Below are 24,995 nucleotides of genomic sequence, written 5' to 3'. Positions count from 1 at the left end.
ACACCTTGGAGGGCGCACCGTGCACCGCCGGCACAATGGGCTGAAGACCGCCGTACTCCTCGGCGGTCTGTCCGCACTCATCCTCGTCATCGGCAGCTTCTTCGGCCGGACGGGGCTCATCGTCGCGCTCGTCATCGCGATCGGCACCAACGCCTACGCGTACTGGAACAGCGACAAGCTGGCTCTACGCGCGATGCGTGCCCGCCCCGTCAGCGAGTTCGAGGCCCCCGCGCTCTACCGCATGGTCCGCGAACTCTCCACGGAGGCGCGCCAGCCCATGCCGCGGCTGTACATCTCACCCACCGAAGCGCCCAACGCCTTCGCCACCGGGCGCAATCCGCGCAACGCGGCGGTCTGCTGCACCGACGGCATCCTGCAGATCCTCGACGAACGCGAGCTGCGCGGCGTGATCGGCCACGAGCTGAGCCATGTCTACAACCGCGACATCCTCATCTCGTCGGTCGCCGGCGCGCTCGCCTCCGTCGTCATGTTCCTCGTCAACTTCGCCTGGCTGATCCCCGTCGGCCGGTCCAACGACGACGAGGGCCCCGGCATCCTCGGCATGCTGCTGCTGATGATCCTCGGCCCGCTGGCCGCCTCCGTCATCCAGCTCGCCGTCAGCCGCTCCCGCGAGTACGAGGCCGACGCCTCCGGCGCCCGCCTCACCGGCGACCCCCTCGCCCTCGCCAGCGCGCTGCGCAAGCTGGACGCGGGCACCAAGCAGCTGCCGCTACCGCCTGAGCCGCGCCTCGAGACCGCCAGCCATATGATGATCGCGAACCCGTTCCGGCCCGGCACCACGTCGAAACTGTTCTCCACCCACCCCCCGATGGCCGAGCGCATCGCGCGCCTCGAACAGATGGCAGGACACCGCCCATGACGACGATCCTGAACATCATCTGGCTCGTGCTCTGCGGTATCTGGATGGCGATGGCCTATGCCGTCGCCGGCCTGGTCTGCTGCATCCTCATCATCACGATCCCGTGGGGCGTGGCCTCCTTCCGGATCGCCAACTACGCCCTGTGGCCCTTCGGCCGCACCACCGTCGAACGGCACGACGCCGGTGCGGGCTCCCTCATCGGCAACATCATCTGGATCGTCTTCGCCGGCTGGTGGCTGGCGCTGGGCCACATCGTGACCGGGATCGCCCTGTGCCTGACGATCATCGGCATCCCGTTCGGCATCGCGAACTTCAAGATGATCCCGCTCTCGCTGGTCCCGCTCGGCCGGGAGATCGTCCCCACCGACCGGCCGTTCGCCACACGCTGAGCGATCGCCCCCGGCCTCCTCAGCCCTCAGTCGCCCTGGCGGGCGGTGTCGACGAGCTTCTCGAAGAAGAACTCGTGCTTGAGGAACGAGGTGTCGTACTCGTGCCCGGGATACGGCGGGATCAGCTGCGCCGCCTGGAACAGCCGCCAGCCGTCGCACAGCGCGGCCACCCCCGTCCCGTACGGCGGTTCGTCGCTGTCCCCGGTCGTCGGCGACGTCGTGCCGGTCCCGTCGTAGGCGGACCACCCCACGACCTGGGAGTCCAGCGCCGACGTGGCCAGGTACAGCACCAGTACCCGCTGCCGCAGCGTGCTGGTGGCGCCCATGGTGGGGTCGAAGGTGGGGTCGAAGGTGGTGCTCATGCCTCGCTCCTCAGGTGCGCGGGGACGACGCGCTGCGGCCGGTTGGCGACCCGCGTCATCCAGTGGTCCAGGTCGTACGTGCTGTCGCCGGTCAGCGCCCGCCACAGCTTGATCCGGTTGTGGAACTCCAGCCGGGCGGCGGCCGCTTCGTACCAGGGGAAGCGCGTGCCCAGCTCGGCGGCGACCGCCGGGTCGGCGAGATCGCCGGTGTCCCACAGCCGCAGCTGCCGCACCGTCGGATTGAACCGGATCTTGAACATGTAGCGCGCGGCGTCGCTGTCGTTGCGCCGTCCGCCGTGCCAGATCCCGTGGTGCAGGAACACCACGGTCCCGGCCGGGCACACCAGCCGCGTCTGCCCGCGGAGGTTCTGGTAGCGGCCGGTGTCGCTCTCGTTGGTGCGCCGCAGATGGCTGCCGGGCACGCTCAGCGTGCCGCCCATCTCCAGCGTCACCGGCTGCGGGTAGTACATGAGCTGTACGTCGAACGCGTCCGGCCGTACGTCGATGATCGCGTCGGCGTGCAGCGGCTGCGCCTGCCCGTCCCGGGGCCGGCGGATGTGCACCGCGTGATGGTCGACGGTCGGCCCGGGCCCCACGAGGCTGCGCAACGCGCCCGCCACCACCGGGAGTTCGACGAGGTCGCGGGCGAACGACCCGCGCTCGTAAGCCTCCTCCAGCGGCGTCCCGTACGGCACCTCCGGTATCCCGGCCGCCAGGACGCCCATCGCCCGCTCGTTCATCTCCTCGGGTACGACCGCGTCCATGCGCAGCGAGCCGTGCGCCACGAAGTGCGCCATCTGGACGGAGCTCAACAGGCCCCTGTTCTCAGTGCTGGCTTCCGTGCTGGTTTCCATGCGCCAACGGTAGGAAGGAAACCCCTGGCAGCGCGTGGGTCACACTCACCACTACTGGTACGTTTTCACCATGGATGCCGTCGCCCTCCACCTCGACGAGCCACCTCGGGTGGTGAACCTCGGAGTCGGTGTCCACGGCCCCGCCGGCCACACCGATGTCTTCCGGCTCCCCGACCTGTGGCAGCTGCACCTCTACCGCTACACGGCCGATCTCACCGTCGACGGCACCCCGCACGCCATCCGGCCCGGCCGCGTCAGCCTCGTCCCGCCCGGCGCGACCGTCAGATACCGCTACCGCGGCCGCTCCGAGCACCTCTACGCCCATCTGCGCATCCCGGAGGCGGGCGAGCCCCGCAGCGTCCCCGTCATCCAGGACGCGGGCGCACAACTGCCCATGCTCTCCGCCCTGATGCTGCAGGCCGTGGCCGCCCAGCCCGGCAGCCCCGCCAGGACGGCGGCCGAGATCTGGGCCGTCCTGTGGCGCGTCGCCCACCTCACGGCCCCCGCCGCGTCCGACGGCCCGCACCCCGCCGTGGCCGCCGCCATCGCGCACATCGAGTCGCACCTCGCCGACCCGCTGACGGTCCCCGGCGTCGCCCGCGCGGCCGGCGTCTCGCACAACCACCTCACCCGGCTGTTCCGCGCCGCGACCGGCGACACGGTCGTCACCTACATCCGGCGACGCCGCCTGGAACGCGCCCGGCATCTGCTCGTGGAGTCGACGCTCTCCATCCCCGCCGTCGCCACCTCGGTCGGCATCGCGGACCTCCAGGCCTTCAACAAGGCCTGCCGCCGCGAACTCGGCGCCTCCCCGCGCGCCGTCCGGCAGGGCCCACCGGTGAACCGCGGCTCCGGAACGCGGTGAGGAACGCGGTGAGGAACGCGGTGAGGGCGGCAACCGGGGTTGTCCCGGCGGCCGCCCTCATCCACTTCACCACTCCACCGCTTCCCCCAACGGGTCAGCGGTAGTTCACGTACTGCAGAGCGAAGTCGAAGTCCTTGCCCTTCAGCAGCGCCTGAACGGCCTGCAGATCGTCCCGGCTCTTCGAGCTGACCCGCAGCTCGTCGCCCTGGACCTGCGCCTTGATGCCCTTCGGGCCCTCATCGCGGATGATCTTCGCGACCTTCTTGGCGTTGTCCTGCGAAATCCCCTCCTCGATTGAGGCGAAGATCTTGTACTCCTTGCCGGAGAGCTGCGGCTCGCCGGCGTCCAGCGACTTGAGCGAGATACCCCGCTTGACCAGCTTGGTCTCGAAAACGTCGAGGATCGCCTTGACGCGCTCCTCCGAGTTCGCCTGCATCAGAATCTTCTCGCCCGACCAGTCGATCGAGGCCCCGACGTTCTTGAAGTCGTAGCGCTGCGAGATTTCCTTCGCGGCCTGGTTGAGGGCGTTGTCGACCTCCTGCCGCTCGACCTTCGAGACGATGTCGAAACTGGAGTCGGCCATCTTGAGTTGGCTCCTTGGCTGTGATCCGTCAGTACCGCGACCCGTCCCCGGGCCGCCCTCCCAGCCTAGCCACCGCACCCGCCCCGAACACTGATCCATCAGGTGGCGAACCACCCCCGCGCATCAGGTATCGTTTACGTCGTTGCCACAGACCACCCTCAAAAGTGACCTGCGGCGGCTTCCCTGGCGGTGTGCCCGAGTGGCCAAAGGGAGCAGACTGTAAATCTGCCGGCTCAGCCTACCCAGGTTCGAACCCTGGCGCCGCCACAGTAAAGAAGGGTCCTCCGGACCGCGGAAACGCGGTCCGGAGGACCCTTCTTCGTTGGGGTGGGTGAGGGTCGCCCGGGGTCAGTTGCCGGAGATGTCTTTTACCGCGACCGGGACCGGGGTGGGGCCCGAGATGACTTCCAGGGTGAGGCCGGCCGTGGACGGCGTGTCCAGGAGTTCGGCGAGGACGGCGGCCACGTCGTCGCGGGGGATGGGGCCGCGGCCGGTCTTGGCGGCCAGCTGGAGACGGCCGGTGCCGGGGTCGTCGGTGAGGGCGCCCGGGCGCAGGATCGTCCAGTCGAGGTCCTTGCGGGCGCTCAGGTCGACGTCGGCCGCCGTTTTGGCGCGCAGGTACTCGGCGAAGACGGGGTCGGTGCCGGGGGCCGGTTCGGTTCCCGCGCCCATCGACGAGACGATGATGTAGCGGCGGGCCCCGGCCCGCTCGGCCGCGTCGGCGAAGAGCACGGCCGCGGCGTGGTCGACGGAGTGCTTGCGCTCCGGGCCGCTGCCCGGCCCCGCGCCCGCCGCGAAGACGGCCGCGTCCGCACCGCGCAGGGCCGCCGCGACCTCGTCGACGGTGGCCGACTCCAGATCGCAGACGATCGGCTCGGCGCCGGCCGCCCGCAGGTCGTCGGCCTGCTCGGGTTTGCGGATGATGCCCGCCACGTCGTCTCCGCGGGCGGCGAGCAGTCGCTCCAGCCGCAACGCGATCTTTCCATGTCCACCTGCGATCACAATGCGCATGATTGCGACGCTACGCCCGCCGGGCGTCCCGCGCGCGTGCACGGCGTGAACGGATCACCATCGGGTGACGCCCGGAATCGTCTGCCGCGCTCGCGACGGCGGCCTGCCCCGTGGGGCTGGCGCATCGTCAGAAGGCCTCAGGCGAGGCCGCCGTCGCTCCGTGACTGGCGGGGCAGGTCGAGGGCGGCGGTGGTCGCCGAGTCGCAGTACTCGCGGACGGCGCTGGTGCGGGAGACCACCCGGCCGCGGTGGATGATGATGCGGCTGTACGCGAGGGAGAGCACGCCCTCGATCCGTTCCCCGCGTACGGCGAGCAGTTCGGCGGGGAAGCCCGCCTCCACCCGGACCTCGGGCAGCCCCAGGACCGCCCGCGCCTGGCCGCTGACCGCGTCGTAGGCGTCCGCCGCGCCGCATTCGCCGTAGGAGGTGAGGAGGAAGGCGGCCTCCAGGGGGTCGCCGCGTCCGACGGGGTTGGCCAGGTCGCGCAGCGAGCCGCTGCCCGCCGCGACCCGTACGCCGGCCGCGCGCAGTTCGCGTACCGGGGCGAGCAGCCCCGCGGCGCCGCGCCGGGAGGACTCCAGCGCGCCGCAGCCGCCCTGCGGCAGGGCCACCACGGAGACGCCGGCCGCGGAGAGCTGGCCCGCGGCGCGGGCGGCGGCGGCCTGCGGGAGGCGGGCGAGGCCGTTGCAGGGGCCGATGACGACGCCGGGGCGCAGCCCGCCGGCCATGGCGGCGAGCCGGGCCAGCCGGGCCGGATCGTCACCCTGCGTGTGCAGATCCACGGGGAGGCCGAATTCGGCCGCGACGGCGAGGACGGCCTCTGCATAGCCGCTCGGGTCCGGGTCGAGGTCGGGGCAGCCGCCGACGACGCCGGCGCCCATCTTGAGTGCGTCGCGCAGCGCGGAGAGCCCGTCGGCGCCGGCCACGCCGGTGAGGAGGCGGGGGACGGCGACGGCGTGCAGGTCGACGAGCCCGCGCAGCGCGCGGCGGGCCTGGAGCACGGCGGCGAGGGTGCCGAGTCCCTGGATGTCGCCGATCCGGACGTGGGTGCGGATCGCCGTTGCGCCATGGCCGAGTTGGAGGAGCGCGGCCTCGGTGACGCGCCGCTGCACGTCCTCGGGTTCGTACGAGGGCGGGCCCGAGGCGACGCTCGCGTCGGCGGTGAGGGCGCCGTCGAGGTGGGCGTGCGGTTCGGCGGGTGCGGGCAGCAGGAGGTAGCCGCGCAGGTCGATGCGGGTTCCGTCGGCGTCGCTGTGGTCGGGGGCGGCGGTGAGACTGCCGGCGGTGCCGACGGCTTCGATACGGGTGCCGCTCAGCCGCACGTCGACCGTGCGGCCGTCGGTGAGATGCGCACCACACAGCAGCAGCGTGGTGGTCTCGGCGGCGGTGCCGCGCTGGTTCTCGGTCATCGCGCTCCTCCGGTACTGCGGCTCTCGGGTGGGAGGCAAGATCACGCAGGGACGGGGCGAGCCTATGGGGCAGCTCACGCAGGGTCCGGGAGGAGGCCAATAGTCGTACTGGCGTGGTCGATCGAGGCTGTCTCGCTGGGTCCTCGGGGGAGCCTCGCGGCGCGCTCGGAAGGGGTCGGAAGGTGCTCCGGACGGGCTCCTGAAGAGCGACGGAAGAGCCCGAAGTGTGTCGTGAGATATGGATTTCACCTTCGGCTGCGGACCGTGTAATGTCTTCCTCGCTCGCCCCAATAGCTCAGTCGGTAGAGCGTCTCCATGGTAAGGAGAAGGTCTGCGGTTCGATTCCGCATTGGGGCTCTGATGGATCGGCCATCCACCGCTTGGTGGGGGTCAGTTCATCGCAGCGGTGTAGCTCAGTTGGTAGAGCAAGCGGCTCATAATCGCTGTGTCACCGGTTCAAGTCCGGTCACCGCTACCCTGCGTAGTCGTAGTCGATTGTGGGTTTAGTCCTTCAATCGGCTACTCTCGTTGTGTTCATATACCCATCCGTTCGTCAAGGAGCACTCACGTGGCCGCCACCGACGTCCGCCCGAAGATCACGCTGGCCTGCGTGGAGTGCAAGGAGCGGAACTACATCACCAAGAAGAACCGGCGTAACGACCCGGACCGTCTTGAGATGAAGAAGCACTGCCCGCGCTGCAACGCGCACACCGCGCACCGCGAAACGCGCTAACAACAGGCCGTAACACACCACGAGGCCGTCCCCATTCTTGGGGGCGGCCTCGTGGCGTTGATCCGCCCGCCCGCAGGCGGCATGATCACCTCGAGCGTCAGCACCCTGATGTCAGCACGCCCCGAACGTCAGCACCCCGAACGTCAGTGTCGTCACCATGGCCGCCATGATGATGACCGCCACCCCGATCAGCATCCCGTAGCCGGAGGTACCGATGGCACTGGACCAGTCCTTCGTCGGGCGGAGCTATCCGCCCACCGCCCCCTATGAGGTGGGCCGGGAGAAGATTCGCGAGTTCGCCGAAGCGGTGGGCGACCTCAATCCCGCGTACACCGACCCCGACGCCGCCAGGGCCCTCGGGCACCCGGATGTGATCGCGCCGCCGACGTTCGCGTTCTCGATCACGTTCAAGGCGGCCGGCCTGGTCGTGCAGGACCCCGAGTTGGGGCTGGACTACAGCCGGGTGGTCCACGGCGACCAGCGGTTCGTCCACTCGCGCCCGGTGCGTGCCGGGGACCGGCTCACGGTCGTCTCGCACATCGATTCGATCAAGTCCCTCGCGGGGAACGACGTCCTGTCGGTCCGTGGTGAGGTGCACGACGAGAACGGTGAGCATGTCGTGACGGCGTACACGATGCTCGTGGCCCGCGCGCAGGAAGGGGTGTGATCCGGATGACAGCGAAGATCTCCTACGACGAGGTCGAGGTCGGCACCGAGCTCCCGGCGCAGACGTTTCCTGTGAGCCGCGCCACGCTCGTGCGGTACGCGGGTGCGTCCGGTGACTTCAACCCGATCCACTGGAACGAGCGGTTCGCGAAGGAGGTCGGACTGCCGGACGTCATCGCGCACGGCATGTTCACGATGGCCGCCGCGATCCGTGTGGTCACCGACTGGGTCGGCGACCCGGGTGCGGTCGCCGAGTACGGCGTCCGGTTCACCAAGCCCGTCGTCGTCCCGGACGACGACAAGGGCGCGGTGATCGAGGTCTCGGCCAAGGTCGCGGTCAAGCTGGACGACGAGGCCCGCACGGTCCGCGTGGACCTGGTGGCCACCGCCGCCGGCCAGAAGGTGCTGGGCCTGTCCCGCGCCGTCGTCCGACTGGCCTGAACACGCTCCGGAACGGGAGGGCTTCCTCGGAAAGGAAGTCCTCCCGTTTCCCGCTTGACGAAGTTAGTTAGTGGTCACTACCTTAGAGACATGGCGAAGACGAGCATGCGGATGAGCGCGGAGGACCGGCGCGAGAGTGTCACCCGCGCCGCGATGACCGAGTTCGCCAAGGGCGGTTATTTCGGAACGTCCACGGAAGCGATCGCCCGCCGGGTCGGGGTCTCGCAGCCGTATCTGTTCCGGCTGTTCCCCACCAAGGTGGATCTGTTCAAAGCCGCCGCGAACCGCTGTTTCGACCGCACCATCGCCACCTTCGAGCAGGCCGCGGAGGGCCTGGAGGGGGAGGGCGCGCTGGAGGCCATGGGGCAGGCCTACGGCGAGATGATCGAGGAGGACCGTGATGTCCTGCTCATGCAGATGCAGCTCTACGTCGCCGCCGCGGCGTCGGGCGACGGTGACGTGGCCGAGCTGGTCCGCCGCCGGTGGCTCGACATGTGGGACATGGTGCGCGCCCGCACCGGTCTCGACGACGAGTGGATGAACAAGTTCTTCTCGACCGGGATGCTGATCAACACGCTGGTGTCGCTGGGGATCCCCTCGGACGACCGCTGCTGGTTGGGCTTCCCGTTCGACGAGTCGACCGAGCAGGCGGAGCCGGCCGAGTCGAACAAGTCGGCCGGGCCGGCTGATCCGGCAGAGCCGGCCGCCTGACCCCCCGGACCCCCCTGACCCCCGGGATCGCCGGACCTCCGGCGGACAGCAGCAGATCAGCGCAGATCGCCGCACACGTGTACCCACAGAAGTTAGTGACTGATAACTAATCCCCGGGAGGGGTCATGCAGGAGCAGGAGCACCAGCAGCAAGAGGCAGGACAGGAGAAGGGACCCCGGCGCGGTACCGCCGTATGGGCCCTGATCATCACCAGCCTCGCCGGCTTCATGGCGAGCCTCGACAACCTCGTCGTCACCACCGCGCTGCCCTCCATCCGCAAGGACCTCGGCGGGGCGCTCGAAGACCTCGAATGGACGGTGAGCGCCTACACCCTCACCTTCGCGGTCCTCCTGATGTTCGGCGCCGCCCTCGGCGACCGGTTCGGCCGCCGCCGGCTCTTCACCGTCGGCCTCGGGCTGTTCACCGCGGCCTCCGCCGCCGCCGCGCTCGCCCCCGGCATGGGCGAGCTGATCGCCGCCCGCGCCGCCCAGGGCGTCGGCGCCGCGATCATGATGCCGCTGACCCTCACCCTGCTCTCCGCCACCGTCGCGCCGGAGCGCCGCGGTATGGCGTTCGGCATCTGGAGCGCGGTCAACGGTCTCGCCGTCGCCACCGGCCCGCTCATCGGAGGCACCCTCACCGAGCACTTCTCCTGGCAGTGGATCTTCTGGCTGAACGTGCCGATCGGGCTGCTCCTGCTGCCCCTCGCCCGGCTCCGCCTGAACGAGAGCCGCGGCCCGAACTCCCGGCTGGACGTCCCCGGCACCGCGCTCGCCAGCGCCGGCCTCTTCGGCATCGTCTACGCCCTCATCCGCGGCAACGCCGACGGCTGGACCAGCCCCTCCGTCCTGACCGGGCTGATCGCCGGCGCCGCGCTCATAGTCGCCTTCGTCGCCTACGAGAACCGTGCCGCGCACCCCATCCTGCCGATGCGGCTCTTCCGCAACCGCGCCTTCAGCGCGGTGAACGCGGCCAGCCTGCTGATGTTCCTGGGCATGTTCGGCTCGATCTTCCTGCTCAGCCAGTTCATGCAGAACGTGTCCGGCTACTCGCCGATGGAAGCCGGCGTCCGGATGCTCCCCTGGACGGCCATGCCGATGATCGTCTCGCCCATCGCGGGCATCCTCTCCGACCGCATCGGCGGCCGCCCGATCATCGCCGCCGGGCTGGCGCTCCAGGCCGTGGGCCTCGCGCTCTTCGCCCTCGTGGTCACGACGGACGTCTCCTACACGGCCCAGCTGCCCGCGCTGATCATCAGCGGTATCGGGATGGCGATGTACTTCGGCCCCACCGCCAACGTCGTGATGTCCAGCGTCCGCCCCGAGGAACAGGGCATCGCCTCCGGCGCCAACAACGCCTTCCGTGAGCTCGGCGGCGCCCTCGGCGTCGCGATCCTCGCCTCCGTCTTCTCCTCCCAGGGCGGCTACGAGTCCGCCGGCCGCTACGTGGACGGCCTGGTGCCCGCACTGTGGGTCGGCGCGGTCGCGGTCGGCCTCGCGGCGGTCGCCGCGGTGCTCATCCCGAGGCGGCGCAAGGCGACGGCCACCCCGGCCGACGCCCAGCCGCAGCGCACCCTGGAGCCGGTCGCCTGACCGGCGGGGAGCACGCGGAGAGAACACCCCCTGGGGACCGGCCGACCGGTCACCGGGGGGTGTCCCCGTAGGGTGGACGGCGTGCACGTAACCCACGACACCCCCCTCGCCCCCCTGACGACCTTCCGGCTCGGCGGCCCCGCGGCCCGCCTCGTGACGGCCACCACCGACGCCGAAGTCGTCGAGGTGGTCCGCGCGGCGGACCGCGCCGGCACGCCGCTCCTGGTGATCGGCGGCGGCAGCAACCTCGTCATCGGGGACGCCGGATTCGACGGCACCGCGCTGCGCATCGCCACCACCGGCTTCACCCTCGACGGCACGGCGCTGGAACTGGCGGCCGGCGAGGTGTGGAGCGACGCGGTCGCCCGGACCGTCGAGGCCGGCCTGGCCGGTGTCGAGTGCCTGGCGGGCATCCCCGGATCCGCCGGGGCGACGCCGATCCAGAACGTGGGGGCGTACGGGCAGGACGTCTCGGCGACCGTCACCGAGGTCGTCGCGTACGACCGCCGCAGTGGCGAGACGGTGACGATCCCCGCCGCCGACTGCGGCTTCGCCTACCGCGACAGCCGATTCAAGGCCGACCCGGAGCGGTACGTCGTGCTGCGGGTGCGCTTCGGCCTGGAGGACGCCGGCGGGCTGTCGGCGCCGGTGAAGTACGCGGAAGTGGCCCGCGCCCTGGGCGTCGAGGCCGGCGACCGGGTCCCGGTGGCCACCGCCAGGACGACGGTGCTGGCGCTGCGCGCCGGCAAGGGGATGGTGCTGGACGCGGCCGACCACGACACCTGGTCGGCGGGTTCGTTCTTCACCAATCCGATCCTGACGGAGCGGGAGTTCGCGGAGTTCGTGAGCCGGGTGCACGACCGGCTCGGCGCGGACACCGAACCGCCCGCCTACCCCGCGGGGGACGGCCTGCGGAAGACGTCGGCTGCCTGGCTGATCGACCGCGCCGGGTTCGCCAAGGGGTACGGGGACGGCCCGGCCCGCATCTCCGGGAAGCACACCCTGGCGCTGACCAACCGCGGCCAGGCCAAGACCGAGGACCTGCTGGCCCTCGCCCGTGAGGTCCGCGACGGAGTGCGATCCGCCTTCGGAGTCACGCTCGTCAATGAACCGGTCATGGTCGGAACCCGTCTGTGAAGCAGGGAAGAGTCTCGGAGAGACCTCCCGGCGGTTTCCGCGCGGGCTGGTGACGAGGTCCGAGAGAGGGAATTGCCGCCCCGGCGAACGCAGTTGACGGAAGCTGACGGTAAGGGCGGAATGTGCGCAGGGCGGGGACGACCAGGGCCGCGACCGGAGCCACCGACGGGGTGGCGGCGTGGTTCGGCCGGTGGCCCGTCCGGCGGCACACCGTGGCCCTCACGCTCTGGACCGTCTGCTGGTTCGTGGTCACGTCCCGCAACGGCGGCGTCTCCTGGCACTACCTGAGGACCGGTGGCCGGCTGCTGACCGGCGGCGGCCCGGGCGGCGGGCTCGCGATCTACCAGAACCACCCGGAGCTGCAGATCGGCCCGGTCAGCTTTCTGACCGCCGCGCTCTTCGAGCCCTTCCCGCCGGGAGTGGGGGAGCGGCTGGCCGAGGCGTTCATGTCGGGCCTGGGCCTGTACATGCTGGTCGTGGTGGGCCGCACGGCCGCGGACTTCTACGCCGGCACCGGCATCAACCACCGCAGGCTGCAGCAGCGGGTGCTCATAGCCGGGCTGGCCTTCATCCCGATGTGGGTGGAGGTCTCGGTGCGGTTCGCGCACCTGGACGACGTACTGGCGCTGTTCTTCACCGCCCTGGCGGTGCGCGCCCTGGTCCGCGGCCGGCCGGCCGCCGTCGGCATCCTGCTGGCGCTGGCCGTGGACTCCAAGCCCTGGGCGCTGTCCTTCCTCCCGCTGCTGCTGGCGCTGCCGCGCGCGCACTGGCGCTGCGCCGCCTGCTGGCTGGTGGCCCTCGTCGCGGTGGCCTGGCTGCCGTTCTACGTCACCCACCTCGGCTCGGCCGCCGCCGCGCGGTTCGCGATCCCCAACCAGCCCGCGTCCGCGCTGCGCTGGTTCGGGGTGGCCGATGCCGTCACCCCCGGCTGGGACCGTCCCGCGCAGGCCCTGCTGGGCCTCGCGCTCGGCACGGTGGCGGTGCTGCGCGGCCGCTGGCCGGCCGTCGTGCTGCTCGGCGCGGACGCCAGGATCGCCCTCGACCCGAGCGTCTACACGTACTACAGCGCGTCGGTCCTGCTCGGGACGCTGCTGTGGGACGCGGTCGGGCAGCGCCGCCTGGTGCCCTGGTGGAGCTGGATCGCGCTGCTCTCGCTCTACGGGAGCGCGCTGCTGGTCCCGTCGGAGTCGGCGCAGGGGCTGATCCGGCTCTCGTTCGCGGCCGTGTCGGCGGCGTACGTCCTGCTGTGGCCCATGAAGAAGCGGACGAGACCCCGGGCGGGCGGCCGGCGCGCCGCCGCTACAGGGAGCCGGCGCGGCGCACCCGCTCCCATTCGAGGACGTTGAGGGCGGCTATGAGCAGCGCGAGCAGCCCGAGCGCGCCCACCGCGGGCAGCCGCGCCGCGAGCGGCAGCACGGCGAGGACGACGGCGGAGGCCGCCAGCCGCGTCGTCGACCACAGGCGGAACATCCGCCACCGGGTGTAACCGAAGACGGCCAGGAAGAGCGCGCAGCCCCCGAAGAGCAGCCCGGCCACGCCCGTGCCGAGCCGGGCCGCCGGGTGCGCGACCGCGTCGTGCATGCCGACCGCCACCGCGATCACCCCGCCGAGGAATCCGACGTGGGCGTAGGACAGCACCTCGCGGATGGTGTCGGTCTGCCGGTCGGAGGTGGCCAGGGCGTGCTGGATGGCGCTCGCCGCGAACGCGAAGTACACCCACCACAGGCCGGCCGCGAGGGTGAAGGCCGCCGCGACGGCGGTGAGCTCGGCCGCGTCCAGGTGCGCGGCAGCGGACGCCGGGGCGCCGATCGCCACGATCGACTCACCGAGCGCCACGATCAGGAACAGCCCGAAACGTTCCGGCAGATGCCCGGGGTGGAACCGCACCCGGGACAGCCGGCGGCGCAGCAGGAACGGCATCGACAGGTCGATCAGCGCGGCCGACCCCCACAGGGCGGTGCGCGCCGGGCCGTCGAGGAAGCCGCCCGCCAGCAGCATCGGTCCGGTGAGGCAGGCGCCGACGGCGAAGGCGCTGAGCCGTACGTCCTGCCAGCGCAGCACCAGCGCCCAGAGCACCAGCCGGGCCGCCCAGTACGAGGCCCCGTAGAGCACTCCGCGCCCGTCGTAGGCCAGCGGCAGCGCCAGCCCCATGAACAGCGCGCTGAGTCCGACGGCGAAGATCCCGATCCGGTCCAGCGGATTGTCGACGTCCTGCCGGTTGGCGTGCAGGGACATCCCCACCCAGGCCCAGTACGGCGGCACGAACACGATGAGCGCCCGCCCGACGCCCGCCCAGGAGTGGTCCTCGTGCAGCAGCGCGCTCACCTGCGTGATCGCGAACACGAACACCAGGTCGAAGAACAACTCCGCCCAGGTGACCCGCTTTTCGGCCTCGGCCATCCCCGCCCCCGTAACACTCACCGCCCCGACGGCGCACGACTGTACTGCGGGGGCCGGGCCGTCGAGTAAACCGTCCGGCGGGCGGTCAGGCCGGCAGCGCCAGCCAGTCCTCGATGCCGGCCAGCAGCCGCTCCCGTACCTCCGGCGGCGCCGCCGAGCCCCGTACCGACTGCCGGGCCAGCTCCGCCAGCTCCTCGTCCGTGAAGGCGTGCGAGTCCCGGGCGATCTCGTACTGCGCGGCGAGCCGGGAGCCGAAGAGCAGCGGGTCGTCGGCGCCCAGCGCCATCGGTACGCCCGCGTCGAAGAGCGTGCGCAGCGGCACGTCCTCCGGCTTCTCGTAGACGCCCAGCGCCACGTTGGACGCCGGGCAGACCTCGCAGGTGATCTGCCGCTCGGCGAGCCGTCTCAGCAGCCGCGGGTCCTCGGCGGCCCGTACGCCGTGCCCCACGCGCCCCGCGTGCAGGTCGTCGAGGCAGTCGCGGACGCTGCTGGGCCCGGCGAGCTCACCGCCGTGCGGGGCGGCGAGCAGCCCGCCGTCCCGGGCGATGGCGAAGGCGCGGTCGAAGTCGCGGGCGAGCCCGCGGCGCTCGTCGTTGGAGAGACCGAAGCCGACGACGCCCCGGTCGGCGTAGCGCACCGCGAGCCGGGCGAGGGTGCGGGCGTCGAGCGGGTGCTTCATGCGGTTGGCGGCGACGATGACGGCCATCCCGACGCCGGTGTCCCGGGAGGCGGTCGCCACCGCGTCCAGGATGATCTCCATGGTCGGGATGAGGCCGCCCAGCCGGGGTGCGTAGGACGTCGGGTCGACCTGGATCTCCAGCCACCCGGAGCCGTCCCTGGCGTCCTCCTCGGCGGCCTCATGGACCAGCCGCTGGATGTCCTCGGCGGTGCGCAGACACGAGCGCGCGCTGTCGTAGAGCCGCTGGAAGCGGAACCAGCCCCGCTCGTCGGTGGCCCGCAGTTTCGGTGGTTCGCCCGAGGTCAGCGCCTCGGGGAGGTGCACACCGTGCTGGTCCGCGAGGTCCAGCAGGGTCTCGGACCGCATGGAGCCGGTGAAGTGCAGATGGAGATGGGCCTTGGGGAGCAGACGGACATCACGTGCCATCCGAAGATCCTGCCGTACGGGTGACGCTGTCCGGTACCGGTTTCACCGAACGGGGACTTGCCCGAAAACAGAAACGGGCCCCCGGCAGCAGCCGGGGGCCCGTCAGAGGGAGAGCCGTCAGTCGCGGGCCTCGCCGAGCAGCTTCTGGATCCGGGAGACGCCCTCGACCAGGTCCTCGTCACCCAGTGCGTAGGAAAGCCGCAGGTAGCCGGGGGTGCCGAAGGCCTCACCCGGGACCACGGCGACCTCGACCTCGTCCAGGATGAGGGCCGCCAGCTCGACCGAGGACGCCGGGCGCTTGCCGCGGATCTCCTTGCCGAGCAGCTCCTTCACCGAGGGGTAGACGTAGAACGCGCCTTCGGGAGTGGGGCACACCACACCGTCGATCTCGTTCAGCATCCGCACGATGGTCTGCCGCCGCCGGTCGAAGGCGGTGCGCATCTCGGCGACCGCGTCCAGGTTCCCGGAGACCGCGGCCAGCGCGGCGATCTGGGCGACGTTGCTGACGTTGGAGGTGGCGTGCGACTGGAGGTTCGTCGCGGCCTTGATGACGTCCTTGGGGGCGATCATCCACCCGACGCGCCAGCCGGTCATGGCGTACGTCTTGGCGACGCCGTTCACCACGATGCACTTGTCGCGCAGCTCGGGAAGGACCGCCGGCAGCGAGGTGAAGGTCGCGTCACCGTAGACGAGGTGCTCGTAGATCTCGTCGGTGAGCACCCACAGGCCGTGCTCGACGGCCCAGCGGCCGATCGCCTCGGCGTCGGCCGCGCTGTAGACGGCGCCGGTCGGGTTGGACGGCGAGACGAAGAGCACGACCTTGGTCCGCGGGGTGCGGGCCGCCTCCAGCTGCTCGACCGTCACCCGGTAGCCGGTCGTCTCGTCCGCGACGACGTCGACGGGCACGCCGCCCGCGAGCCGGATCGACTCGGGGTAGGTGGTCCAGTACGGCGCCGGGACGATGACCTCGTCGCCCGGGTCGAGGATCGCGGCGAAGGCCTCGTAGATGGCCTGCTTGCCGCCGTTGGTGACCAGCACCTGGGAGGCGTCGACCTCGTAGCCCGAGTCGCGCAGCGTCTTGGCGGCGATGGCGGCCTTGAGCTCCGGCAGCCCGCCGGCCGGGGTGTAGCGGTGGAACTTCGGGTTGCGGCACGCCTCCACCGCGGCCTCGACGATGTAGTCGGGGGTCGGGAAGTCGGGCTCGCCGGCACCGAAGCCGATGACCGGACGCCCGGCGGCCTTGAGGGCCTTCGCCTTGGCGTCCACAGCGAGTGTCGCGGACTCGGAGATCGACCCGACGCGGGCCGACACCCGACGGTCGGAGGGGGACTGTACGGGGGGAGTGGCAGCGGTCATGAGTGCATGGTCCCAGACGGCGTACCGCCCCGGCACCGCGGTTTGCGGAGTGGACACCCCGGTGTTTACGGAGTGGACGGCGGGGCCTGCGGCGGAGCCGTTCGACGACCGGCCTGTGAACACGTACACTCATCCGTCGATGGCCCTCTCGCGAACTGCGGTACGTTGAGGGGCGTCTTCAAAGGGTCGTAGCTCAATTGGTAGAGCACTGGTCTCCAAAACCAGCGGTTGGGGGTTCAAGTCCCTCCGGCCCTGCTACACGCGTCCTCACCAGGATGCGGGCAGGTAATTGCACTCGCCGTACCGCGCGACGGGCGCGGTATGGCCACGACCCGGAGTCAGGTGAAGACGAGTGACTGAAATCACGGACTCCATCGAGGTCCCTGAGCCTGACGCATCCCAGGACAAGAAGGCCCGCCGCGGAGGTAAGCGCGGAAAGAAGGGCCCCCTGGCCCGTCTCGGCCTCTTCTACCGGCAGATCGTCGCCGAGCTCCGCAAGGTCGTCTGGCCTTCGCGTCACGACCTCACGACGTACACGAGCGTCGTAATTGTCTTCGTTGTCGTCGTCATCGGGCTTGTGTCCGTGATTGACTTTGGCTTCGCGAAGCTCGTCTCGTACGTCTTCGGATGATCCTGCGGACGACGCCCCTGCGGCGCCTTTCCGCATGTTCCACCCCTTGAAGTCAGGAAGAAGCAGTCACCGTGTCTGACCCGAACGTGTACGACGCCGACGAGTCCGTCGAGGGCGACGACACTGCGCTCGACATCGTCGAGGCAGCCGACGGCGACATCGACCAGGCCGAAGCTGCCGATGAAGCCGCGGGCGAAGCCGCCGAGCAGGCCGCCGTCCACGTCATCGACGAGACCGGTGCGGCAGTCGCCGAGGACGCCCAGGACGAGACCGAGGCGGCCGTCGACGAAGAGGCCGACGCCGTGCTTGCCGAGGCCGACGCCGAGCTGGCCGAGGACGCCGAGCCCGTCGAGGAGCCGGAGCCGGTCGACCCCGTCGCCGCCTTCCGCGAGGAACTCCGCACTCTGCCCGGCGAGTGGTACGTCATCCACACGTACGCCGGCTACGAGAACCGCGTGAAGTCCAACCTGGAGCAGCGCGCCGTCTCGCTGAACGTCGAGGACTACATCTACCAGGCAGAAGTGCCCCAGGAAGAAGTAGCCCAGATCAAGAACGGCGAGCGGAAGACGGTCAAGCAGAACAAGCTTCCCGGCTATGTGCTCGTCCGCATGGACCTGACGAACGAGTCGTGGGGTGTCGTCCGCAACACGCCGGGCGTCACCGGCTTCGTGGGCAACGCGTACGACCCGTACCCGCTGACGCTGGACGAGATCCTCAAGATGCTCGCTCCCGAGGTCGAGGCGGCCGCCGAGGCCGCCGCCGCCGCGGACGGCACGGGTCCGGCCCGCAAGATCGAGGTCCAGGTGCTGGACTTCGAGGTCGGCGACTCGGTCACCGTCACCGACGGCCCGTTCGCGACGCTGCAGGCGACGATCAACGAGATCAACCCGGATTCGAAGAAGATCAAGGGCCTCGTCGAGATCTTCGGCCGTGAGACCCCGGTCGAGCTCAGCTTCGACCAGATCCAGAAGAACTGACTTTTTTACACGTCCGACCAGGTCAGACCGGATTTCATCGCCGGTCTGGCCTGTTTGGTTTCAGGCCACGCCGCGATACCCGTTATCGTGGTGCGGTATGCCTGCTAGCAGGCGAAACAACTCTCACTAGGACCCGGAGAGAGCAATGCCTCCCAAGAAGAAGAAGATCACGGGGCTTATCAAGCTCCAGATCAACGCGGGCGCGGCCAACCCCGCCCCGCCCGTCGGCCCCGCACTGGGCCAGCACGGCGTCAACATCATGGAGTTCTGCAAGGCCTACAACGCCGCGACCGAGTCGCAGCGTGGCATGGTCGTGCCGGTGGAGATCACGGTCTACGACGACCGCTCCTTCACCTTCATCACCAAGACTCCGCCGGCCGCGAAGCTGATCCTCAAGGCCGCGGGCGTGGAGAAGGGCTCCGGCGAGCCGCACGTCAAGAAGGTCGCGAAGCTCACCGCCGCTCAGGTGCGTGACATCGCCACCGTCAAGATGCCGGACCTGAACGCCAACGACCTGGACGCCGCGTCGAAGATCATCGCCGGCACCGCCCGTTCCATGGGCATCACGGTCGAGGGCTGACACCCACCCCGAAGCACGTCTGTGGAAGGGCCGCGCGCGGTCCGTACCACGACTCCACTCACCATTGAGGAGCAGCAGTGAAGCGCAGCAAGACTCTCCGCGCTGCGGACGCGAAGATCGACCGGGAGAAGCTCTACGCCCCGCTCGAGGCCGTCCGTCTCGCCAAGGAGACCGCAGCGACGAAGTTCGACTCGACCGTCGAGGTCGCCATGTGCCTGGGTGTCGACCCGCGCAAGGCCGACCAGATGGTCCGCGGCACCGTGAACCTCCCCCACGGCACCGGCAAGACCGCCCGGGTCCTGGTCTTCGCGACCGGTGACCGTGCCGAGGCCGCGCGTGCCGCCGGCGCCGACATCGTCGGCTCCGACGAGCTCATCGAAGAGGTGGCCAAGGGCCGCCTCGACTTCGACGCCGTCGTCGCCACCCCGGACCTCATGGGCAAGGTCGGCCGCCTCGGCCGCGTGCTCGGTCCCCGTGGCCTGATGCCGAACCCGAAGACCGGCACCGTGACCCCGGACGTGGCCAAGGCCGTGACCGAGATCAAGGGCGGCAAGATCGAGTTCCGCGTCGACAAGCACTCGAACATGCACTTCATCATCGGCAAGGTGTCGTTCGATGACGCGCAGCTGGTCGAGAACTACGGCGCGGCCCTGGACGAGCTCCTTCGTCTGAAGCCGTCCGCCTCCAAGGGCCGGTACATCAAGAAGGCCGTCATCAGCACCACGATGGGCCCCGGTATCCCGGTGGACCAGAGTCGTACCCGCAACCTCCTCGTCGAAGAGGACCCGGCCGCCGTCTGATTCTGACGACGCCGCCGCGTACGCGACTCGGGCCGGGCCCCGCTCCTCTCCGGAGCGGGGCCCGGCCTGTCAGCTGTCCCGGCCCTGTACGCCCCTGTCCCGCCCGGACGGGGGCGCCGGCGCCCCCACGGCGTTCCGGCCCGAACGCGGCCGCTGAGCGGCCCGTTGAGGCGATTTGCCGGATCGCGACCCGTTCGCGTACGCTACCGAAGAAGCCAAAGACCGCTGGTCGCTGCTGTGCCCTCGTTGAGGAGCGCGGCGGCCGAAGGATCCGCTAGCTGCGGACGACCCGCTCAGGTTGCTGTGGAAGAACTCCTGGAATTCATTCTGGTTGAGTAACGCCCCGTGCGCCTGCGCCGGGGCGTTCGTGTTGCCCAGCCCCTTCCGTGCGGTCCGAATCACCCGGAAGGAGGCCGAGACTCATGGCGAGGCCCGATAAGGCTGCTGCGGTTGCCGAGCTGACGGACAAGTTCCGCAGCTCCAATGCCGCAATGCTGACCGAGTACCGCGGTCTCACCGTGGCGCAGCTCAAGACGCTGCGCCGTTCGCTCGGTGAGAACGCTCAGTACGCCGTGGTGAAGAACACGCTGACCAAGATCGCGGCCAACGAGGCCGGGATCAGCACGCTGGACGACCTGTTCGCAGGTCCGACGGCGGTTGCCTTCGTCACCGGTGACCCGGTGGAGTCGGCGAAGAGTCTGCGTGACTTCGCCAAGGACAACCCCAACCTCATCATCAAGGGCGGTGTCCTTGACGGTAAGGCGCTGACCGCTGATGAGATCAAGAAGCTCGCGGACCTCGAGTCCCGCGAGGTTCTGCTCGCCAAGGTGGCCGGTGGCATCAAGGCGTCGATGGCCAAGGCCGCGGCGACTTTCCAGGCCCCGCTCACGGAGTTCGTCCGCACTGCGGACGCGCTTCGCGCCAAGGTCGAGCAGGGCGGTGCCGGTACGCCGGCTCCCGCCGAGGCCGAGGTGGCGGAGTAACTCTCCGCCCCTGGTCGCAGCGGGCGCCTCACGCCCGCCTTCATGTACACCCGGCACCTGCCGAATAGTGGAAGGACGCCAATCATGGCGAAGCTGTCCCAGGAAGAGCTGCTCGCGCAGTTCGAGACCCTGACCCTCATCGAGCTCTCCGAGTTCGTCAAGGCGTTCGAAGAGAAGTTCGACGTCAAGGCTGCCGCCCCGGTCGCCGTCGCCGCCGGTGGCGCTGCCGCCGTCGCGGACGCCCCGGAGGAGCAGGACGAGTTCGACGTCATCCTCACCGGTGCCGGCGAGAAGAAGATCCAGGTCATCAAGGTTGTGCGTGAGCTCACCTCGCTGGGTCTGAAGGAGGCCAAGGACCTCGTCGACGGCGCTCCGAAGCCGGTCCTCGAGAAGGTCACCAAGGAGGCCGCCGAGAAGGCTGCCGAGTCCCTCAAGGCCGCTGGCGCGGGCGTCGAGGTCAAGTAAGTCCCAGCCCCTCTCCAGGGGGCTGAACAGCCGCAGGGCGGCCACCCGAAAGGGTGGCCGCCCTCGGTCGTTCCCGGGGTCCTCCAGGGGACCTGTAGCCGCCCGGGGGTAAGGTGATCATCCCCGCCGGGCCAGGGGGGCCGTGCGGATCTCCGGGGGGCTGAGGCCTTGACGAACCGCACGCGGCGCGCAATTCTCAGGACGCGTCGTAAGTTCGATCCGGGGTCCGAGGCATGGATCGACCGCGATGCGGGAATGCCTAGCGTCAAGCACAGATCCGGTGCCGAGACCGGGTCGACAACAGTGGCGAGGGGGCAATGATTCGGTACTCCGAATCTCTGCCTGGACATCAGTGTGCCGAGTGGCTACACTGACCCTTTGCGCTGCCTGTTAGCTGTAGCCTGGCCCGTCACCAGGGACAGCCCCAAGCCTGAGCACTGAATGAAGAGATGTCCCGCTTTGAGGACATCCCTGTGTGCTCGGGGGCGGACACCGGTATGCGCGTAGTGAGTCCGAGCCCTCGGAAGGACCCCCTCTTGGCCGCCTCGCGCAACGCCTCGACTGCCAATACGAACAACGGTGCCAGCACTTCACCGCTGCGCATCTCTTTTGCGAAGATCAAGGAACCCCTCGAGGTACCGAACCTCCTCGCGCTGCAGACCGAGAGCTTTGACTGGCTGCTCGGCAACGCCGCGTGGAAGGCTCGTGTCGAGGCGGCTCTGGAAAGTGGCCAGGACGTCCCCAGGAAGTCGGGTCTGGAAGAGATCTTCGAGGAGATCTCTCCGATCGAAGACTTCTCCGGGTCGATGTCGCTCACCTTCCGCGACCACCGTTTTGAGCCTCCGAAGAACTCGATCGACGAGTGCAAGGAGCGCGACTTCACGTACGGCGCTCCGCTCTTCGTCACCGCCGAGTTCACCAACAACGAGACCGGCGAGATCAAGTCGCAGACGGTCTTCATGGGCGACTTCCCGCTCATGACCAACAAGGGCACCTTCTGCATCAACGGCACCGAGCGTGTCGTCGTGTCGCAGCTGGTCCGCTCGCCGGGCGTCTACTTCGACTCCTCGATCGACAAGACGTCCGACAAGGACATCTTCTCGGCGAAGGTCATCCCGTCCCGCGGTGCCTGGCTCGAGCTCGAGATCGACAAGCGCGACATGGTCGGTGTCCGCATCGACCGCAAGCGCAAGCAGTCGGTCACCGTGCTCCTGAAGGCTCTCGGTTGGACGACCGAGCAGATCCTGGAGGAGTTCGGCGAGTACGAGTCGATGCGCGCCACCCTGGAGAAGGACCACACCCAGGGCCAGGACGACGCGCTGCTCGACATCTACCGCAAGCTGCGTCCGGGCGAACCGCCGACCCGCGAGGCCGCGCAGACGCTGCTCGAGAACCTCTACTTCAACCCGAAGCGCTACGACCTCGCGAAGGTCGGCCGCTACAAGGTGAACAAGAAGCTCGGCAGCGACAAGCCGCTCGACGCCGGCGTGCTGACCACGGCCGACGTTCTCGCGACCATCAAGTACCTGGTCAAGCTGCACGCCGGTGAGACCGAGACCGTGGGCGAGGACGGCCGCAACATCGTCGTCGAGACCGACGACATCGACCACTTCGGCAACCGTCGTCTGCGCAACGTCGGCGAGCTCATCCAGAACCAGGTCCGTACCGGCCTGGCTCGTATGGAGCGCGTCGTCCGCGAGCGGATGACCACCCAGGACGTCGAGGCGATCACGCCGCAGACCCTGATCAACATCCGGCCGGTCGTCGCCTCCATCAAGGAGTTCTTCGGCACCAGCCAGCTGTCCCAGTTCATGGACCAGACGAACCCGCTGTCGGGCCTGACCCACAAGCGTCGTCTGTCCGCGCTGGGCCCGGGTGGTCTCTCCCGTGAGCGCGCCGGCTTCGAGGTCCGTGACGTTCACCCGTCGCACTACGGCCGCATGTGTCCGATCGAGACCCCGGAAGGCCCGAACATCGGCCTGATCGGCTCGCTCGCCTCCTACGGCCGGGTCAACGCCTTCGGCTTCGTGGAGACCCCGTACCGCAAGGTCGTCGAGGGCATCGTCACCGATGACGTCGACTACCTGACGGCCGACGAGGAGGACCGCTTCGTCATCGCGCAGGCAAACGCGCCGCTGACGGACGACAACCACTTCGAAGAGGCCCGAGTCCTGGTCCGCCGCCGTGGCGGCGAGATCGACTACATCCCCGGCGCCGACGTCGACTACATGGACGTCTCGCCGCGCCAGATGGTGTCGGTCGCGACCGCGATGATCCCGTTCCTCGAGCACGACGACGCCAACCGCGCGCTCATGGGATCGAACATGATGCGCCAGGCGGTGCCGCTCATCAAGAGCGAGGCCCCGCTGGTCGGCACCGGCATGGAGTACCGCTGCGCGGTCGACGCCGGTGACGTCATCAAGGCCGAGAAGGACGGTGTGGTCCAGGAGGTCTCCGCGGACTACGTCACGGTCGCCAACGACGACGGCACCTACACCACCTACCGGGTGGCGAAGTTCAGCCGCTCGAACCAGGGCACGTCCTTCAACCAGAAGGTCGTCGTCGACGAGGGCGCTCGCGTCGTCGCCAACCAGGTCCTGGCCGACGGCCCCTCCACCGACGAGGGCGAGATGGCCCTCGGCAAGAACCTCCTCGTGGCATTCATGCCGTGGGAGGGCCACAACTACGAAGACGCGATCATCCTCAGCCAGCGGCTGGTCCAGGACGACGTCCTCTCCTCGATCCACATCGAGGAGCACGAGGTCGACGCCCGTGACACCAAGCTCGGCCCGGAGGAGATCACCCGGGACATCCCGAACGTCTCCGAAGAGGTCCTCGCGGACCTCGACGAGCGCGGGATCATCCGCATCGGTGCCGACGTCGTCGCCGGCGACATCCTGGTCGGAAAGGTCTCGCCCAAGGGCGAGACCGAGCTGACCCCGGAGGAGCGCCTGCTCCGCGCGATCTTCGGCGAGAAGGCGCGCGAAGTGCGCGACACCTCGCTGAAGGTGCCGCACGGCGAGACCGGCAAGGTCATCGGCGTCCGCGTCTTCGACCGCGAAGAGGGCGACGAACTGCCGCCGGGCGTGAACCAGCTGGTCCGCGTCTACGTCGCACAGAAGCGCAAGATCAACAACGGTGACAAGCTTGCCGGCCGTCACGGCAACAAGGGCGTCATCTCGAAGATCCTGCCGGTCGAGGACATGCCGTTCCTGGAGGACGGCACCCCGGTCGACATCATCCTCAACCCGCTGGGTGTCCCGTCCCGAATGAACCCGGGACAGGTCCTGGAGATCCACCTCGGCTGGCTCGCCCAGCAGGGTTGGGACACCTCCGGGATCACCACCGAGTGGGCCCGCCGGCTGGAGTCCATCGGTGCCGACAAGGTGCCCCCGGGCTCCAACGTCGCCACCCCGGTGTTCGACGGTGCGCGCGAGGACGAGATCACCGGCCTCTTCGAGGCCACGATCCCGAACCGCGACGGCGACCGGATGGTGCTGCCCTCGGGCAAGGCCCGGATGTTCGACGGCCGCTCCGGCGAGCCGTTCCCGGACCCGATCTCGGTCGGCTACATGTACATCCTGAAGCTCCACCACCTGGTGGACGACAAGCTCCACGCCCGCTCCACCGGCCCGTACTCCATGATCACGCAGCAGCCGCTGGGTGGTAAGGCGCAGTTCGGTGGACAGCGATTCGGTGAAATGGAGGTGTGGGCCCTTGAGGCATACGGTGCCGCCTACGCGCTCCAGGAGCTGCTCACGATCAAGTCTGACGACGTGCTCGGCCGCGTGAAGGTCTACGAGGCGATCGTCAAGGGCGAGAACATCCCCGAACCCGGCATTCCCGAGTCCTTCAAGGTGCTCATCAAGGAAATGCAGTCGCTCTGCCTCAATGTGGAGGTGCTGTCCTCGGACGGTATGTCCATCGAGATGCGCGACACGGACGAGGATGTCTTCCGCGCTGCGGAAGAGCTCGGTATCGACCTGTCCCGGCGTGAGCCGAGCAGCGTCGAAGAGGTCTGACGGGCCTGGTCGGGGCTCCCTCACCGGAGTCCCGGCCGCCCCG

25 protein-coding genes and 4 tRNA genes are annotated in these 24,995 nt (G+C 69.5%); 21 read left to right on the top strand and 8 right to left on the bottom strand.

Features of this window, described 5'->3' with window-relative positions:
• Positions 1-19 precede the first annotated feature (19 nt).
• Together htpX and O3W51_RS28100 are read left to right on the top strand one after the other, a co-directional pair.
• Positions 20-880 (top strand): zinc metalloprotease HtpX, encoded by an 861-nt coding sequence (htpX, locus tag O3W51_RS28105; RefSeq protein WP_138352866.1) that lies wholly within the window; start codon positions 20-22, stop codon positions 878-880.
• Complete coding sequence (locus O3W51_RS28100) at positions 877-1,269, top strand: YccF domain-containing protein (protein WP_138352867.1); 393 nt, start codon at positions 877-879, stop codon at positions 1,267-1,269. The genes htpX and O3W51_RS28100 overlap by 4 nt, the downstream gene beginning before the upstream one ends.
• Positions 1,270-1,295: 26 nt before the next feature.
• Here O3W51_RS28100 and O3W51_RS28095 read toward each other — a convergent pair whose 3' ends face one another.
• A complete protein-coding gene (locus tag O3W51_RS28095; protein WP_381585444.1) occupies positions 1,296-1,631 on the bottom strand; it encodes a hypothetical protein in 336 nt (111 codons plus the stop codon).
• Positions 1,628-2,485 carry a phytanoyl-CoA dioxygenase family protein gene (locus O3W51_RS28090; RefSeq protein ID WP_187144980.1) on the bottom strand — a complete coding sequence of 286 codons (858 nt, stop codon included), beginning with the start codon at positions 2,483-2,485 and terminating at the stop codon, positions 1,628-1,630. Before O3W51_RS28090 ends, O3W51_RS28095 begins: the two co-directional genes overlap by 4 nt.
• A 70-nt stretch (positions 2,486-2,555) precedes the next feature.
• On the opposite strand from O3W51_RS28090, the gene O3W51_RS28085 reads away from it, so the two are divergent.
• Positions 2,556-3,350, top strand: coding sequence for an AraC family transcriptional regulator (locus O3W51_RS28085; protein ID WP_138352868.1), 795 nt, complete (start codon positions 2,556-2,558; stop codon positions 3,348-3,350).
• Between the two features lie 94 nt (positions 3,351-3,444).
• Here O3W51_RS28085 and O3W51_RS28080 read toward each other — a convergent pair whose 3' ends face one another.
• Positions 3,445-3,933 (bottom strand): YajQ family cyclic di-GMP-binding protein, encoded by a 489-nt coding sequence (locus O3W51_RS28080; RefSeq protein ID WP_138352869.1) that lies wholly within the window; start codon positions 3,931-3,933, stop codon positions 3,445-3,447.
• 185 nt (positions 3,934-4,118) lie between these two features.
• Between O3W51_RS28080 and O3W51_RS28075 the strand changes: the two genes are divergently transcribed.
• Positions 4,119-4,200 (top strand) — tRNA-Tyr (locus O3W51_RS28075).
• 81 nt (positions 4,201-4,281) lie between these two features.
• Here O3W51_RS28075 and O3W51_RS28070 read toward each other — a convergent pair.
• On the bottom strand, positions 4,282-4,944 hold the full coding sequence (locus O3W51_RS28070; RefSeq protein ID WP_269287654.1) for an NAD(P)H-binding protein: 663 nt from the start codon (positions 4,942-4,944) through the stop codon (positions 4,282-4,284).
• A gap of 137 nt (positions 4,945-5,081) precedes the next feature.
• Complete coding sequence (locus O3W51_RS28065) at positions 5,082-6,353, bottom strand: amidohydrolase family protein (protein ID WP_138352872.1); 1,272 nt, start codon at positions 6,351-6,353, stop codon at positions 5,082-5,084.
• Between the two features lie 284 nt (positions 6,354-6,637).
• On the opposite strand from O3W51_RS28065, the gene O3W51_RS28060 reads away from it, so the two are divergent.
• From O3W51_RS28060 to O3W51_RS28020, 9 genes are all read left to right on the top strand, one after another.
• Positions 6,638-6,710: transfer RNA gene (locus O3W51_RS28060), tRNA-Thr, on the top strand.
• Positions 6,711-6,755: 45 nt separating this feature from the next.
• Positions 6,756-6,828 (top strand) — tRNA-Met (locus O3W51_RS28055).
• 93 nt (positions 6,829-6,921) lie between these two features.
• Positions 6,922-7,086, top strand: coding sequence for a 50S ribosomal protein L33 (gene rpmG / locus O3W51_RS28050; protein ID WP_004571794.1), 165 nt, complete (start codon positions 6,922-6,924; stop codon positions 7,084-7,086).
• A gap of 214 nt (positions 7,087-7,300) precedes the next feature.
• Positions 7,301-7,753, top strand: a complete 453-nt coding sequence (locus O3W51_RS28045; RefSeq protein ID WP_138352873.1) for a MaoC family dehydratase N-terminal domain-containing protein — start codon at positions 7,301-7,303, stop codon at positions 7,751-7,753.
• A 5-nt stretch (positions 7,754-7,758) separates the two neighbouring features.
• The gene (locus tag O3W51_RS28040) at positions 7,759-8,193 is read left to right on the top strand and encodes a MaoC family dehydratase (protein ID WP_138352874.1); all 435 of its coding nucleotides are present in this window, start codon (positions 7,759-7,761) and stop codon (positions 8,191-8,193) included.
• 90 nt (positions 8,194-8,283) lie between these two features.
• Complete coding sequence (locus tag O3W51_RS28035; protein WP_232484678.1) at positions 8,284-8,904, top strand: TetR/AcrR family transcriptional regulator; 621 nt, start codon at positions 8,284-8,286, stop codon at positions 8,902-8,904.
• Positions 8,905-9,029: 125 nt separating this feature from the next.
• Complete coding sequence (locus O3W51_RS28030) at positions 9,030-10,496, top strand: MFS transporter (protein WP_138352875.1); 1,467 nt, start codon at positions 9,030-9,032, stop codon at positions 10,494-10,496.
• A gap of 81 nt (positions 10,497-10,577) precedes the next feature.
• A complete protein-coding gene (locus tag O3W51_RS28025) occupies positions 10,578-11,633 on the top strand; it encodes a UDP-N-acetylmuramate dehydrogenase (protein WP_138352876.1) in 1,056 nt (351 codons plus the stop codon).
• A 122-nt stretch (positions 11,634-11,755) separates the two neighbouring features.
• Positions 11,756-12,979 carry a hypothetical protein gene (locus tag O3W51_RS28020; RefSeq protein WP_443048346.1) on the top strand — a complete coding sequence of 408 codons (1,224 nt, stop codon included), beginning with the start codon at positions 11,756-11,758 and terminating at the stop codon, positions 12,977-12,979.
• Here O3W51_RS28020 and O3W51_RS28015 read toward each other — a convergent pair.
• The 3 genes from O3W51_RS28015 to O3W51_RS28005 form a co-directional block, all read right to left on the bottom strand.
• Positions 12,933-14,033, bottom strand: a complete 1,101-nt coding sequence (locus O3W51_RS28015) for a low temperature requirement protein A (RefSeq protein WP_138352877.1) — start codon at positions 14,031-14,033, stop codon at positions 12,933-12,935. The genes O3W51_RS28020 and O3W51_RS28015 overlap by 47 nt on opposite strands.
• Before the next feature lie 85 nt (positions 14,034-14,118).
• A complete protein-coding gene (locus O3W51_RS28010; protein WP_138352878.1) occupies positions 14,119-15,138 on the bottom strand; it encodes an adenosine deaminase in 1,020 nt (339 codons plus the stop codon).
• Between the two features lie 117 nt (positions 15,139-15,255).
• Positions 15,256-16,494, bottom strand: a complete 1,239-nt coding sequence (locus O3W51_RS28005) for a pyridoxal phosphate-dependent aminotransferase (protein ID WP_138352879.1) — start codon at positions 16,492-16,494, stop codon at positions 15,256-15,258.
• A 182-nt stretch (positions 16,495-16,676) separates the two neighbouring features.
• Between O3W51_RS28005 and O3W51_RS28000 the strand changes: the two genes are divergently transcribed.
• From O3W51_RS28000 to rpoB, 8 genes are all read left to right on the top strand, one after another.
• Positions 16,677-16,749: transfer RNA gene (locus O3W51_RS28000), tRNA-Trp, on the top strand.
• A 97-nt stretch (positions 16,750-16,846) separates the two neighbouring features.
• The gene (gene secE, locus O3W51_RS27995) at positions 16,847-17,125 is read left to right on the top strand and encodes a preprotein translocase subunit SecE (protein ID WP_138352880.1); all 279 of its coding nucleotides are present in this window, start codon (positions 16,847-16,849) and stop codon (positions 17,123-17,125) included.
• Between the two features lie 71 nt (positions 17,126-17,196).
• Positions 17,197-18,102, top strand: coding sequence for a transcription termination/antitermination protein NusG (gene nusG, locus O3W51_RS27990; protein ID WP_138352881.1), 906 nt, complete (start codon positions 17,197-17,199; stop codon positions 18,100-18,102).
• Positions 18,103-18,247: 145 nt separating this feature from the next.
• Positions 18,248-18,682, top strand: a complete 435-nt coding sequence (gene rplK / locus O3W51_RS27985; RefSeq protein ID WP_138352882.1) for a 50S ribosomal protein L11 — start codon at positions 18,248-18,250, stop codon at positions 18,680-18,682.
• 77 nt (positions 18,683-18,759) lie between these two features.
• Complete coding sequence (gene rplA, locus O3W51_RS27980; RefSeq protein ID WP_138352883.1) at positions 18,760-19,482, top strand: 50S ribosomal protein L1; 723 nt, start codon at positions 18,760-18,762, stop codon at positions 19,480-19,482.
• 422 nt (positions 19,483-19,904) lie between these two features.
• Complete coding sequence (gene rplJ / locus O3W51_RS27975; RefSeq protein ID WP_138352884.1) at positions 19,905-20,465, top strand: 50S ribosomal protein L10; 561 nt, start codon at positions 19,905-19,907, stop codon at positions 20,463-20,465.
• Between the two features lie 84 nt (positions 20,466-20,549).
• Positions 20,550-20,930 carry a 50S ribosomal protein L7/L12 gene (gene rplL / locus O3W51_RS27970; protein WP_138352885.1) on the top strand — a complete coding sequence of 127 codons (381 nt, stop codon included), beginning with the start codon at positions 20,550-20,552 and terminating at the stop codon, positions 20,928-20,930.
• Between the two features lie 536 nt (positions 20,931-21,466).
• Complete coding sequence (gene rpoB / locus O3W51_RS27965) at positions 21,467-24,952, top strand: DNA-directed RNA polymerase subunit beta (RefSeq protein ID WP_269287653.1); 3,486 nt, start codon at positions 21,467-21,469, stop codon at positions 24,950-24,952.
• The last annotated feature ends 43 nt before the right edge of the window (positions 24,953-24,995 follow it).

Origin of the sequence: Streptomyces sp. H39-C1, assembly GCF_027158125.1 — a bacterium.
In the GTDB taxonomy this organism is placed as follows: Bacteria; Actinomycetota; Actinomycetes; order Streptomycetales; family Streptomycetaceae; genus Actinacidiphila; species Actinacidiphila fildesensis.
This window is presented reverse-complemented; position numbering and strand designations above follow the sequence as displayed.

Coding starts and splice junctions, on each gene's coding strand:
- O3W51_RS28100 (WP_138352867.1), top strand. CDS start 877: ATGACGACGATCCTGAACATCATCTGGCTCGTGCTCTGCGGTATCTGG.
- O3W51_RS28095 (WP_381585444.1), bottom strand. CDS start 1,631: ATGAGCACCACCTTCGACCCCACCTTCGACCCCACCATGGGCGCCACC.
- O3W51_RS28090 (WP_187144980.1), bottom strand. CDS start 2,485: ATGGAAACCAGCACGGAAGCCAGCACTGAGAACAGGGGCCTGTTGAGC.
- O3W51_RS28085 (WP_138352868.1), top strand. CDS start 2,556: ATGGATGCCGTCGCCCTCCACCTCGACGAGCCACCTCGGGTGGTGAAC.
- O3W51_RS28080 (WP_138352869.1), bottom strand. CDS start 3,933: ATGGCCGACTCCAGTTTCGACATCGTCTCGAAGGTCGAGCGGCAGGAG.
- O3W51_RS28070 (WP_269287654.1), bottom strand. CDS start 4,944: ATGCGCATTGTGATCGCAGGTGGACATGGAAAGATCGCGTTGCGGCTG.
- O3W51_RS28065 (WP_138352872.1), bottom strand. CDS start 6,353: ATGACCGAGAACCAGCGCGGCACCGCCGCCGAGACCACCACGCTGCTG.
- O3W51_RS28045 (WP_138352873.1), top strand. CDS start 7,301: ATGGCACTGGACCAGTCCTTCGTCGGGCGGAGCTATCCGCCCACCGCC.
- O3W51_RS28040 (WP_138352874.1), top strand. CDS start 7,759: ATGACAGCGAAGATCTCCTACGACGAGGTCGAGGTCGGCACCGAGCTC.
- O3W51_RS28035 (WP_232484678.1), top strand. CDS start 8,284: ATGGCGAAGACGAGCATGCGGATGAGCGCGGAGGACCGGCGCGAGAGT.
- O3W51_RS28030 (WP_138352875.1), top strand. CDS start 9,030: ATGCAGGAGCAGGAGCACCAGCAGCAAGAGGCAGGACAGGAGAAGGGA.
- O3W51_RS28015 (WP_138352877.1), bottom strand. CDS start 14,033: ATGGCCGAGGCCGAAAAGCGGGTCACCTGGGCGGAGTTGTTCTTCGAC.
- O3W51_RS28010 (WP_138352878.1), bottom strand. CDS start 15,138: ATGGCACGTGATGTCCGTCTGCTCCCCAAGGCCCATCTCCATCTGCAC.
- O3W51_RS28005 (WP_138352879.1), bottom strand. CDS start 16,494: ATGACCGCTGCCACTCCCCCCGTACAGTCCCCCTCCGACCGTCGGGTG.
- rplK (WP_138352882.1), top strand. CDS start 18,248: ATGCCTCCCAAGAAGAAGAAGATCACGGGGCTTATCAAGCTCCAGATC.
- rplJ (WP_138352884.1), top strand. CDS start 19,905: ATGGCGAGGCCCGATAAGGCTGCTGCGGTTGCCGAGCTGACGGACAAG.
- rplL (WP_138352885.1), top strand. CDS start 20,550: ATGGCGAAGCTGTCCCAGGAAGAGCTGCTCGCGCAGTTCGAGACCCTG.